Source organism: Amycolatopsis sp. NPDC051373 (assembly GCF_040689465.1).
Taxonomy (GTDB): domain Bacteria; phylum Actinomycetota; class Actinomycetes; order Mycobacteriales; family Pseudonocardiaceae; genus Amycolatopsis.
Genome location: NZ_JBFBAE010000024.1, coordinates 73,634 through 86,152, shown reverse-complemented (window position 1 = coordinate 86,152; position 12,519 = coordinate 73,634). Strand labels below are relative to the sequence as shown.

Below are 12,519 nucleotides of genomic sequence, written 5' to 3'. Positions count from 1 at the left end.
GGTGGCCCTCACCGGGCGGCTCGGGCTGCTGGCGCTGCTGGGTGCGCTGGTGGTCGGGCTGCTGTTCCCGTCCGCGGCCGGCGTGCTCGGCGTCGTCGTGGTGCTGCTCGTGCTGGTGGCCGTGGACCTCGTGTTCGCCGGCAGCGTGCGCGCGCTGCGGTTTTCGCGTAGTGGCACCACTTCCGTGCGCCTCGGCGAGCCCGCCGAGGTCACCCTGACCGTCACGAACCCGGGCCGACGCGGCGTGCGCGGGCTGCTGCGCGACGCGTGGCCGCCTAGCGCGGGCGCCGACGACCGGCACCGGATCTCCGTGCCATCGGGCGAACGCCGGGTCTTCACCACCGCGATGCTGCCGACGCGCCGAGGCGACCGCCGGGCGTTCCGCGTGACCGTGCGCGCGGCGGGACCGCTCGGCCTCGCGGCGCGCCAGGGTTCGCACGAGGTGCCGTGGTCGGTGCGTGTGCTGCCGCCGTTCCACAGCCGCAAGCACCTCCCGTCACGGCTGGCGCGGCTGCAGCAGCTCGACGGCCGCAGCGCCGTGATGATCCGCGGCCAGGGCACGGAGTTCGACTCCCTGCGCGAATACGTGGCCGGCGACGACGTCCGCTCCATCGACTGGCGCGCCACCGCCCGCGCGGCCGACGTGATGGTCCGCACCTGGCGCCCGGAACGCGACCGGCACGTGGTGCTCGTCCTCGACACCGGCCGCGTTTCCGCCGGCCGCGTCGGCGACGCACCCCGGCTCGACGCTGCCATGGACGCCGCGCTGCTGCTGGCCGCCTTGGCCTCCCGCGCCGGCGACCGCGTGGACCTCCTGGCCTACGACCGCCGCGTGCGCGCCGCCGTGCCGGGCTCGTCGGCCACGACGTTGCTGCCGTCGCTCGTGAACGCCATGGCGCCACTCGAACCGTCCCTGGTGGAGACCGACTCCCGCGGCATGGTCGCGGAAATCCTCCAGCGCACCCGTCGCCGCGCCCTTGTCGTGCTCCTGACCGGCCTCGACGCGGCGCCGCTCGAAGAGGGCCTGTTCCCCGTGCTGAGCTCCCTGACCTCTCGGCACCAGGTGATCGTCGCGTCCGTGGCCGACCCGCGCGTCGCCGAAATGGCATCGGGCCGCGGCGACGCCGAAGCCGTCTACGACGCCGCTGCCGCCGAGCGCACGCTGGCCGAACGCGCCTCCGTCACCGCCCGCCTGGGCCGCCGCGGCGTCGAGGTGGTGGATGCCGTGCCGGAGGACCTGCCTCCGGCGCTGGCGGACCGGTACTTGGCACTGAAGGCCGCGGGCCGGCTGTAGGGGAGTTCGGTCCTGCGCCGGACGAGGTCCCAGCACGAGATCCGGCACCCGATGGAGTGGCTCCGCTTGGTCCGCCACACTCCCTGCTGTTAAGCCGGAAGTAACTTCGGCCCGAGGGAGTGCGCGCGTGCGTCGGATGCTGTTCGTGGTGGTGCTGCTGTTCATCGGGTCCGGCGGGGTCGCCTACGCGGCCGACGGCGCGCCCGTCTACCTCGCCGACGGTGGGGGCACCGTCTCCCTCGCCACCGTAGGCGGCAAACTGCAGCTGGCCGACGCGAAGGACCCGGGCGCGGCCTGGACATACGACAAGGCGTCCCAGCACTACCGCAATGTCGCGAGTGGACAGTGCCTCGCGGCGCAGAGTCCGGTCGACGGCGTGGGTGTGCTCCTGGCCGCTTGCGCCGACGGGGACCACAAGCAGCAGTGGCGGCGCGTGGCGGGCAACCCGGGGCTGGTGACGATCGCGAATGTCGCCTCCGCTCGCTGCCTCACCGCCGAGGGGCCTACGCCGGGCGCGCGGCTGTACCAGGAAGTCTGTTCGCTGCCGGGCCTGTCCAACGCGTGGGCGGCGGGCGGCCGCACGCTCGCCATCCTGTCCGGCAACGGCCAGCACCTGGCCACGAAAGACCCCGCGAACCCGTTCGTGGTCCGGGTGATCGGCGAGAACGGTCAGCCGGCGCCCGACGTGCCCGTCACCTTCTACGTCCACGCCGCCCGGGCGCAGAACGTGCTGGTCTTCGAAGGCGGCAAGGAAACCGCACAGGCCAAAACCGGCGCCGACGGGGAAGCCACGAGCCCGAAGCTCGTCCTCACCGACCCCGGCGAGTTCGACATCCGCTTCACCGGCAGCGCCACCCTCGACGACGGCAACTCCATCGCCTTCGAGGGCAGCTGCCTCTGCTAGCCCGCTTCCGGCAGCGCGTCGCCGGTGTAGCGGCGGTCGAGGTCACCCCGCTCGCCGTCGCGCGCGGCGCGGCGGCCGAGCGTGAAGACGTAGGTCAGGAACAGCAGCTCCACGACCGCGCCGATGCCGATGCGCACCCACGTCGGCCAGCCCGACGGCGTGACGAAGGCCTCGATCACGCCGGACACCAGCAGCACGCACGCCAGCCCGAGTGCGATCACGACCACGGACCGGCCCTGTTCGGCCAGCGCGGCGCTGCGGGAGCGGCGGCCGGGGTCGATCACGGTCCAGCCGAGCTTCAGGCCGGTGCCCGCGGCGATGAACACGGCCGTGAGCTCCAGCAGGCCGTGGGGCAGCAGCAGGCCGAGCAGCACGTCGCCGCGGCCCGCCGAGGACATCAGGCCGATGGCGATGCCCGCGTTGAGTGAGTTGAGCCACAGTGCGCTGATCACGGGCAGGCCCAGCGCGACGCCCAGGAACAGGCAGGTCGCGGCCACCCACGCGTTGTTCGTCCACACCTTTGCGGCGAACGAGCTCGCCGGCCCGGTCGAGTAGTACGTCTCGTACTGGCCGCCGGGCGCCGTCATGGCCTTGATCTCGTCAGGGGAGACCAACGCCGAACGCACGGACTCGTCGCTCGCGATCCACACGCCGAGCACCGCCATCACGACCACCGACGCCAGCGCGGCGGGGATCCACCAGCGCCGGCTGAGGTACACCGCGGCCGGGAAACGGCGGGTGAAGAACAGCGCCACCTCGCGCCACGCCGGGCTGTGCGAGCCCGTGACGGCCGAACGGCCCCGCGCGACCAGGGCCGACAGCCGCGCCAGCAGGGCCGGGTCGGGCGCCGTCGAGCGGATGATCGACAGGTGCGTCGCCGTGCGCTGGTAGAGCGTCACGAGCTCGTCGGCCTCGGCCCCGGACAGCCTGCGCTGCCGCACGAGCTCACCGAGCCGGGCCCACTCCGCGCCGTGCGCCGCGACGAAGACGTCGACGTCCACCGGATCACCTCCTGGAGCCACAGCCTAGGGCTCACTGCGCTGTCTGTTGCCGATCCGGCCACAGTCACGGCGGATATCGTTGCGACATGCGGGCGGCGTTCGGTTGGGTGTCCGCCTTCTTTTGGCCGGACCGGCAACTGTGCCGTGACTGTTGCCGATCCGGCCACAGTCACGGCGGATATCGTTGCGACATGCGGGCGGCGTTCGGTTGGGTGTCCGCCTTCTTTTGACCGGACCGGCAACTAGGCTGGCCCGGTGCAGGAAGAGTCCGATCTCGTCACCGGTGAGGCTGTGGTCCTCGACCTTCGGGTGGCCAAGCTCGCCAGCCGCGGCGCCGCGATGCTGCTCGACGTGCTGGTGCAGGGCGCGCTCCTGCTGATCGTCGTGATCACCGTGGCCGCGACCTCGTCCGACCTCGACCCGGCGCTCACGATCGCGCTGTTCCTGTCGGTGTTCGTGCTGATCGTGATCGGCTACCCGGTCCTGTTCGAGACGCTCAGCCGCGGCAAGTCGCTGGGCAAGATGGCGCTGGGCCTGCGCGTGGTCCGGCTCGACGGCGGCCCCATCCGCTTCCGCCACGCCCTCACCCGCGCCCTCGCCGGCTTCTTCGTCGACTTCTGGGCCCTCGGGTTCCTGGGCGCGGTGGCCGTGATCGTCTCGCTGAGCTCGTCGAACGGCCGCCGCGTCGGCGACTACCTGGCCGGCACGCTGGTGATCCGCGAACGCGTGCCGCAGAGCGCGCAGGCCTACGTCGCGATGCCGCCGGGCCTCGAGGGCTGGGCCGCGCAACTCGACCTCAGCCGCCTGCCCGACGACCTGGCGCTCGCGGCGCGCCAGTACCTGAACCGCTTCCACGAGCTGCGTCCCGACGCGGCCCACGCGCTCGGCCAGGGGCTCGCCGACCAGACGGCCCACGCCGTGGGGGTGGCGGTGCCGTACGAGATGCCGGCGTGGGTGTTCCTCTCGGCGGTGCTGGCGGAACGGCGCAACCGCGACCAGGCGCGGCTGGCACAGCAGGTGTACGCGGGGCCGCAGCAGCAGGCGTACCAGCAGCAGCCCTTCCAGCCACAGCCCTTCCAGCAGCAGCCGCCGTCTCAGCAGTTCCAGCCGCAGCAGTTCAAGCCGGCCACCCAGCAGACTCCGCAGTTCCAGCAGCAAGTCCAGCCGGCGGCCCAACCGCTTCAGCCGGTCGCGCCTGAGCCTCAGCAGCAGTTTCAGCCGGTGACGCAGCAGACCCAGCCGCAGCAGTTCGAGCCTGCCGCGCAGAGCCAGCCGCAGCAGTTCGAGCCCGCCGCGCAGCACCCGTCCCAGCCGGTCGCCCAGCAGTACCCACCGCAACAGCCCGCGCCACCGGCCCCGCCGGAGCGGGAGCCGGAGCCGGAGAACCCCTTCACCCCGCCGAGCTGACCCGATGCTCCTCGAACTCGCCACGGCGCTCGCCGGGCTCACCGCCGACGTCACCGCCACGGCCCACCCCGACGGCTCCGTCACGGTCACCGAACAGGTCACCACTGCCACGGCCGCCACCCACCGCATCGCCCTGCGCGTGGCCACCACCGACGACGAGGACCGCGTCTACACCGTCCGCGACGCCCGCCTCACCGGCTCCGGCCACCTCGACGAGGACTCCGAAGGCCTCGTCGCGACCTACACCGGCCCCGCCACGCTCTCGTACACAGTGGACGGTGCCGTCGCCGACGGCGGCCAGCTGCGCTGGCAGGTCACTGGCGGCTGGGACGCCGACCTCATCCGGCTCACCACGGCGTTCAGCGCCCCGGGGATCTCCACAGTGGACTGTTACGCCGGCGCGATCGGCTCGGCCCGCCACTGCACGTTCTCCGAGCTCGGCGCCGGCGGCATCGCCCGCGTCGAGCAGGACGGCCTGCGCCGCGGCGAGCGCGTGGACCTCGCGGTCGAGATCCCACCCGGCGCGCTGCCCGTCAACGCCCGGTTCGTCGCGGTCTCCCCGGTGGCCGACTTCTTCAAGGGCCCGGGCATTCCCGTGCTCGCCCTGGTCCTGCTGCTGATCGCCGCCGTGCCGACGTGGCTGCACCGCCGTCGTGGCAAGAACCGCTTCGAGGTGCTCAGCCGTGGCTAGTCTCCGCAGCTTCGCCGTTGTCCTGGCGATCCCGGCCCTGGTCTTCGCCGCGACCCCGGCCCAAGCCCAGGATCTGCCGGCCCTGCCGCAAAGCGCCGAGGTCACGCTCAAACTCCAGCGCGACGGCACCCTGTCCGTCACCGAGGCCGTCTCCGTCCCGGCCGGCACCACGATGACGCGCACCCTCCCGCTGCGCACCTCCGCCGACGCCGGCCACGACCGCGTACTCACCGTGCGCGACCTCAGCATCGAGGGCTCCGGCAGCACGCAGACCACGGACGACCAGATCGTCGTCGACCTGCGCGGTGGCACTTCGGTGGTCCGCTACACCGTGGCGGGCACCGTCGGCCGCACGCTCGGCGTCGAGCACCTGACCTGGGACCTCGCCGGCGGCTGGGACACCCGCCTGGAGCTGCTGCGCGCGACCTTCGCCGCGCCGAACCTGCCCGACGCCGTGACCTGCCTGGCGGGCCCGCCCGGCTCCGCCACCCCGTGCGGCGCTGCGCAGCTCGACCACTCCGGGCTCACGCGCGTGTCGGTGTCGAAGCTGGCGCCGGGCGACCGCGTGGAGCTCACCGCGGAGCTGCCTGCCGGCACCGTGCCCGCGACCGAACAACTCGTGCCCGCGAAGTCCGTGGCCGGGGCCTTCCTCGTCACCACCCCGATCCTGGCCGCGTGGCTCGCCTTGTCGGCGCTCGTCGTCGCCGGCCTCGGCACGCTGCTGGTCCTGCGCCGACGCGACCGGAGCGCCGTGCTCCCGGTCCGGCTCGAAGCCGACGGCCAGTTCTCCTCACCCCAGGGCGTGCTCCCCGGCCATGTCGGGTTCCTGCTCACCGGCCGTACCGACGACCTCGACGTCGCTGTCACCGTGCTCGACCTCTGCGTCCGCAACTACCTGTGGGTCAGCGAAGACGGGCAGGAAGGCTGGATCCTGCACCGCCGCAACCCACCCGACGAGTACCTCACCGCCTTCGAACGGACGGTCTACGAAACCGCCGTCCCCGGCGATTCGGCGCCGCTGTCGACCATCACGCCGGACATCGAGGACGAACTACGCACCGCCGTCGTCCGCCGCGGCTGGCTCGCGCGCCGGCCCGGGCAGCTCGCCAAAATCGCCGTCCGCCTCTGCTTTTACGGTGTCTTCCTCACTGCCCTGCTCGCCTTCACCGCCGGCTACGCCCAGCTCGGCCTGGTCGTGGTCGCCACCGGCGCCGCGCTCGCCCTCTTCGCCCAGTGGCTGCCTCCGCGAACGCAGGACGGCAGCCTCCTGCGCGACCAACTCCTGGGCCTGCGCAACCAACTGGCCCACCCGGGAGAAGTCACCGAACTGATTTTCTCCCGCGCCCTCCCGTACGCCCTCGCGCTCGGCGAAGCCGACCGTTGGCTCGGCACGCTCGCGGAACCGGTTTGTTCGCTTCAGGCGTACTGGTTCGGCGCCCCCGCCACACCCGCCCGGACCAGTGCTTTCCTGGCCGCGCTCGGCGCCGCGGCCACGAGCGCGCGCCACGCGTTGGGAGCGGTGCCACCAGCCGAGCCGAGGGTCGGGTCCTCTGCGTAGGGTGGGGGCATGGCCGATCCCGAGCTCGTCCGTTTCACGATTGACAACGGTTTGCGCGTGGTGCTCGCCCCGGACCCGACCGCGCCTGTTGTCGGGGTCAGCGTGCACTACGACGTGGGCTTTCGTTCCGAGCCGGAGGGGTTGACGGGTTTCGCGCACCTCTTCGAGCACTTGATGTTCCAGGGCAGTGAAAGCCTGGAGAAGCTGGCCCACTTCCGCCACGTGCAGTCGAGCGGCGGGACCTTCAACGGGTCCACCCACCCCGACTACACCGATTACTACGAGGTGCTGCCGTCGGCGGCCCTCGAGCGCGCGCTGTTCCTCGAAGCCGACCGCATGCGTGCGCCGAAGCTGACCGCGGAGAACCTGGCGAACCAGATCGAGGTCGTCAAGGAGGAGATCCGCCTCAACGTGCGCAACCGCCCGTACGGCGGGTTCCCCTGGATCCTGCTGCCGCCGGTGCTGTACTCGACGTTCGCCAACGCCCACGACGGCTACGGCGCGTTCGAGGATCTCGAAGGGGCGACGCTCGACGACTGCGCCGCCTTCTTCGACACCTACTACTCGCCGGCCAACGCGGTGCTCACCGTCGCCGGCGACTTCGAGGTGGAGAACGCCAAGGCGCTCATCCAGAATCACTTCGGCGACGTGCCGCACCGCCCCGCGCCCGTCCGCCCGTCGTTCGCCGAGCCGCTGCCAACCACGGAGCTGCACGGCGAGCACGAGGACGCGCACGCGCCGCTGCCCGCGATCGCCGTGGGCTACCGCATGCCCGACCCGATCAACGACCTCGACGGTTACCTCGCGTACCTCGTGCTGGCCGGCGTCCTCACCGACGGTGACGGTTCCCGCCTGCAGCAGCGCCTGGTGCACCGCGAGCCGCTGGTGGTCGACATCGGCGCCGGCGCCGGGCTGTTCGGCCCGTTCGAGGCGCGCGACCCCGACACGTTCACGATCACCGCGATCCACCCGCCGGACGTGGAGCGCGAGCGCGTGCTGGCCGCCCTCGACGAGGTGCTGGACGAGCTCGCGACGACGCCGCCCGACGAGCAGGAGCTCAAGAAGGTGACCGCGCGCTGGGCCGCGAGCCTGCACTCGGAACACGACCGGCTGGTGTCGCGCACGCTGGCGCTGGGCGCGTTCGAGCTGCTCTACGGCGACGCGTCGCTGGTGCACCGGCTGGCCGATCGCATGTCGGCGGTCACCGGCGAAGCCGTTTCGGCCGCGGCGAAGGCGCTGCGCCCCGACGCGCGCGCTGTGCTCGTCGTGAAGCCCGCCAACTCCGAAGGGATGGACGCGCAGTGACTTCGGCTACGCACCGCAGCGCGCAGGAAATCGGCCGCACCGCGACCGGTCCGCGTCCGCTGCCCGAGCTGGGCGCGCAGCGCGCCGCCACCGACCTGTCCCATGTGGACACCACGCTGAGCAACGGCCTGCGCGTGCTGGCCGTGCGCAAGGCTTCGGTCCCGCTGGTCGAGGTGCGGCTGTGGATCCCGTTCGCGGGTGAGGACGCGCTGCACCCGGCCACCGCGGAGGTGCTGGCCGAGACGCTAGTCACCGGCACCGCGAAGCGCGACCGCGTGGAGATCGACGCCGAGCTGGCGCTGATCGGCGGCGACCTCGGCGCGGGCGTGGACCCGGAACGCTTGTACCTCAACGGTTCCGCGCTCTCCGATGGCCTGCCGACGCTGCTCGACGTGCTCGGCGACGTGCTGACCGGCGCCACCTACGGCGAGCCCGAGGTGACCCGTGAACGCGAGCGGCTGATCGAGCGCATCGCGGTGTCGCGCACGCAGCCGCGCACGATCGCGCGGGAGGCGCTGCAGAAGCAGCGCTACGGCGACCACCCCGTCACGCGTGAGGTCCCGCAGGCCGCTGATGTTGCTGCCGTCGTTCCCGAGCAGGTGCGGGCGCTGCACGCGGCTTCGGTGCTGCCGCGGGGTTCCGTGCTGGTGATCGTGGGCGACATCGACCCCGACACCGTGCCGGCCGAGCTCGAACGCGCGCTCGGCGGCTGGGCCTCGGACCGCTCGGCTCTCGTGCTTCCGCCGCTGCCGGAGCTGACCGGCGGCAACGTTCTGCTGGTGCCGCGCGCCGGCGCCGTGCAGTCGCAGATCCGGCTTTCGGCCCAGACGGTGGCCCGCACGCACCCGTCGTACGCGGCGCTGCAGCTGGCGAACCTGGCCTTCGGCGGGTACTTCTCCTCGCGCCTGGTCGAGAACATCCGTGAGGACAAGGGTTACACGTACGGCGCCCACTCCGGCTTCGAGTTCACCGGCGAGAACGCGGTGGTGAACGTAGACGCCGACACGGCCAACGAGGTCACCGCCGCCGCGCTGCTCGAAACGCGCTACGAGCTGGGGCGCCTCGGCCTCGTGCCGCCGACGGCCGAGGAGGTGGAGTCGGTGCGCCAGTACGCGATCGGCTCGCTGCTCACCTCCACGTCGTCGCAGTCGGGTCTGGCCGGGCAGATCATGGCGCTGGCAACCACCGGCCTCGGCGTCGAATGGCTGCAGGAACACCCGGCGCGGCTCGCGGCCGTGACGGGGGAGCAGGTGGCCGAGGTGGCGCTGGAGTACTTCGCGCCCAAGCGGTTCACCGGCGTGGTGGTCGGCGACGCGGAGCTGCTCGCGCCGAAGCTGACCGCCCTGGGCGACGTGACGGTGGGCTCGGAGACGGCCGACTGATGACCGTACCGTTCACCCTGGAGTCGCTGCCGACCCTGGCGCGGTCCACTGTGGACCGTCAGGAGACGTTGCGCACCAACCCGGAGCGCCTCGTCTCCAAGTGGTCCGAGGCCCGCGTGGTGCTGCTCGACGACACCGGCCGCACGCCGGTGGCCGAGGGCAGCTCCTCGCTGGCCGCCCGCAAGGCCATCGACTTCGGCACGGAACCCCCGGCCGACGCGGTGTTCCTCGGCGAATGGGAGGACACCGACTACTGGTCGCTGCCCGGCCGCCCCGAGGGCGACACGGACACCGTGAAGATGTCCGGCAGCTGGGGCGTCGTCGAAGAGGTCCCGCGCGTCGACGGCGAGATCTGGGTCGAGCTGCGCGGCTACGGCGACCAGCTGGACGACACGTCGGCCGGCCTGTTCACCACCGCCCAGGCCCTGCGCCACTGGCGGCGCCAGGCCCGCTTCTGCACCCGCGACGGCTCACCCACGAACCTGATCCAGTTCGGCTGGGCCAGCAAGTGCGAGGCCAAGGGCCACGAGGAGTACCCGCGTACCGACCCGGCCGTGATCTGCCTCGTCCACGACCAGGACGGCGTCAACGGCTCCCACGTGCTGCTCGCCCGCCAGCCGGTCTGGCCCACGGGCCGCTACTCCGTTCTCGCCGGCTTCGTCGAAGCCGGCGAGTCGCTGGAGGGCTGCGTGTCGCGGGAGATCCGCGAGGAAGTGGGTGCTTCCGTCACGGACATCCGCTACCTGGGCAGCCAGCCCTGGCCCTTCCCCCGTTCGATCATGCTGGGCTTCACCGCCCGCGCCGACCGCTCGGCCCCACTGGTCCCCGCGGACGGCGAGATCGAAGAAGCCCTGTGGGTTTCCCGCGACGAGGTCCGCGCGGCGTTCCGCAACAGCGCCGGCGGCGAGGCGGTCCCGACCCCGATCGCGGGTGGTGCTTCGGAGATCATCCTGCCGGGCAACTCGTCGATCGCCCGCGTGATGCTGAAGGCGTGGGCTGACGCGGAGGAATGAGGCTTCGGCTTCGCTCGAGACAGGGCCCTTCCCGGCTTGAGCCGGGGAGGGCTTTTGTCGTTTCGCGTCAAGTGCTCGCCTGCACCTGTCCACAGGGAACCCTTCGTGAGCGGGGTTGTCCACAGATTCCGCTTCGGCCGTTTTTCGAGGTCAGGGGCCGATAGACTGGGACGGGGACGCCCCCCAAGGGAGGGCGGGGGCTGTGTGTCTCGGGGGCTGTGTGTCTCGGGGGAGGCTCGTGGCGCACCTTGGGCCGGTAGCGCCGATGGACTCGGATTTCGAAAGCCGGCAAGCGGTTCGGCGGGTAGGGATCGACCATCGGTCTGCGAAACAGTGGCAGGGCCGTGGTCGAGTGCGTTGCCTGGTTTGTGATGCTGCCGCCGCACCTGGCCGATGGTTACGCACCTGGCTTGGTCCGTGACACCAGGGGCCGCGAAGATCGGAAGCCGCCTGCAACTCGCCACCTAGCGCCGGTTGGTGCGAACACCGCAAAACGGCAGCGGGCTCGCGGCCCCTCGCACCGGATTCGCCCGCCGCGCACACGCTGAGCACCCACCCAAGCACCCACCGTCGCACCCGAAACGTCCCGGACCCGAAGTGTTACCCGCTCGTTCCGGATGACCATTGACGCGATGTGGCCCCGCTCACTACAGTCGCCCGAAACCGTCTGTAAAGTATCCTAATTAAGGGGCCACGAGTGCGCGCCGGCAGCCCGAGGATGTTGCGCGAGATCAACGATCGCGCGGCGATCGAGGCGTTGTTGCGCGGCGGGCCGCTCACGAGGGCGGAGCTCGAGGTCGTGATCGGGCTGTCCAAGCCGGCCACGGCGCAGCTGCTCACGCGCCTCGAACAGGACAATCTCGTCGGCAAAGCGGGCGAACGCGCGGGTGGCGGGCGTGGGCCGCGGGCCCAGCTGTGGGCCGTCAACGGCAGCCTCGCCCACGTCGCCGCAGTGGATCTGACGCCGCACGTCGCCGATTTCGTGATCGCGGATGTCGCGGGGACCGTCGAGGCCGAGTATCAGGTCGAGTTGCCGGTGCACGAGGGCGCCGACGTGATCGGCACGTTCGGCAAGGCGCTCACGCACGTCACCAAGAAAGCCGGCAAGAACCTCGACGACCTGGCCAACGTCGTGATCGGCGCGCAGGGTGCGTTCGACCCGCGCACGGGCCTGCTCTCCTCCGCGCCCCACATTCCCGGCTGGCTGGGGTTCGACGTGCCGGCAAGGCTGAGCGAAGAGCTCGGGATCGCCGTGACCATCGAGAACGACGTGAACCTGGTGGCCGTCGAGGAGATGACGGTCGGGAAAGCCCAGGAAGTCGACGACTTCGTGATGGTGTGGCTCTCCGAAGGCGTCGGGGGCGCCGTGGTCATCGGGCGCCGGCTGCTGCGCGGCGCGACCGGCGGTGGTGGCGAGATCGACTGGATGCGCGTGCCCGATCCGTCTACTGTGGACACCGGTGACCGCTGGCCCGAGGCCGGCGCGCGCTTCGGCAATCTCGTGGACTCGCCCGCCATCGCAAGGCTCGCCCACGCCCACGGCCTCACTGCCGAAACCGGCCCGCAAGCAGTAACCCAAGCGACAACCCAGAGCCACCAACCCTTCCTCGACGATCTGGCCCGCCGCGTCGCCGGCGGTCTCGCGAGCCTCGTGGCCGTGGCCGACCCGCAGCTCATCCTGCTCTCGGGCGACACGAGCCGCGCCGGTGGCGACGAATTCGCCCGGAGAGTCGCACGAAAACTCCACGAACTGGTCCTGCCCCGCACCCCCGTCGCGCTCGCTTCGGTGCAAGGCAATGCCGTACGCGCGGGCGCGTTGCAGTCCGCGCTCGCCACCGCCCGTGAAGACGTCTTCGGCGTCGTCACCCCCACGCTCCGCGGGTCGCGTCGGCCCTTGGAGGACACAGCGGGAGTGCCTCGCACGGCACTCCCGAGCTCTGCCCCGTCCCCGACCGAGTAACCAC

At 71.8% G+C, this 12,519-nt stretch carries 9 protein-coding genes and 1 pseudogene; 9 read left to right on the top strand and 1 reads right to left on the bottom strand.

Features of this window, described 5'->3' with window-relative positions; translation table 11 throughout:
* Window position 1: 1 nt before the first annotated feature.
* Complete coding sequence (locus tag AB0383_RS36150; protein ID WP_366189712.1) at window positions 2-1,294, top strand: DUF58 domain-containing protein; 1,293 nt, start codon at window positions 2-4, stop codon at window positions 1,292-1,294.
* 136 nt (window positions 1,295-1,430) lie between these two features.
* The gene (locus AB0383_RS36145) at window positions 1,431-2,198 is read left to right on the top strand and encodes an RICIN domain-containing protein (protein WP_366189729.1); all 768 of its coding nucleotides are present in this window, start codon (window positions 1,431-1,433) and stop codon (window positions 2,196-2,198) included.
* Here AB0383_RS36145 and AB0383_RS36140 read toward each other — a convergent pair.
* On the bottom strand, window positions 2,195-3,199 hold the full coding sequence (locus tag AB0383_RS36140) for a stage II sporulation protein M (protein WP_360583218.1): 1,005 nt from the start codon (window positions 3,197-3,199) through the stop codon (window positions 2,195-2,197). The two genes, AB0383_RS36145 and AB0383_RS36140, sit on opposite strands and share 4 nt — an antisense overlap.
* Before the next feature lie 255 nt (window positions 3,200-3,454).
* On the opposite strand from AB0383_RS36140, the pseudogene AB0383_RS36135 reads away from it, so the two are divergent.
* From AB0383_RS36135 to AB0383_RS36105, 7 genes and pseudogenes are all read left to right on the top strand, one after another.
* A pseudogene (locus AB0383_RS36135) lies at window positions 3,455-4,210 on the top strand (RDD family protein); the annotation flags it as partial.
* A gap of 400 nt (window positions 4,211-4,610) precedes the next feature.
* Complete coding sequence (locus tag AB0383_RS36130; protein WP_366189711.1) at window positions 4,611-5,297, top strand: DUF2207 domain-containing protein; 687 nt, start codon at window positions 4,611-4,613, stop codon at window positions 5,295-5,297.
* Entirely contained in the window at window positions 5,290-6,855 is a 1,566-nt protein-coding gene (locus AB0383_RS36125; protein WP_366189710.1) for a DUF2207 domain-containing protein, read from the top strand. The genes AB0383_RS36130 and AB0383_RS36125 overlap by 8 nt, the downstream gene beginning before the upstream one ends.
* Before the next feature lie 9 nt (window positions 6,856-6,864).
* Complete coding sequence (locus AB0383_RS36120; protein WP_366189709.1) at window positions 6,865-8,160, top strand: pitrilysin family protein; 1,296 nt, start codon at window positions 6,865-6,867, stop codon at window positions 8,158-8,160.
* Window positions 8,157-9,542, top strand: a complete 1,386-nt coding sequence (locus tag AB0383_RS36115) for a pitrilysin family protein (RefSeq protein WP_366189708.1) — start codon at window positions 8,157-8,159, stop codon at window positions 9,540-9,542. The genes AB0383_RS36120 and AB0383_RS36115 overlap by 4 nt, the downstream gene beginning before the upstream one ends.
* The gene (nudC, locus tag AB0383_RS36110) at window positions 9,542-10,555 is read left to right on the top strand and encodes an NAD(+) diphosphatase (protein ID WP_366189707.1); all 1,014 of its coding nucleotides are present in this window, start codon (window positions 9,542-9,544) and stop codon (window positions 10,553-10,555) included. Before AB0383_RS36115 ends, nudC begins: the two co-directional genes overlap by 1 nt.
* A gap of 718 nt (window positions 10,556-11,273) precedes the next feature.
* A complete protein-coding gene (locus tag AB0383_RS36105; protein ID WP_366189728.1) occupies window positions 11,274-12,515 on the top strand; it encodes an ROK family transcriptional regulator in 1,242 nt (413 codons plus the stop codon).
* Window positions 12,516-12,519 lie beyond the last annotated feature (4 nt).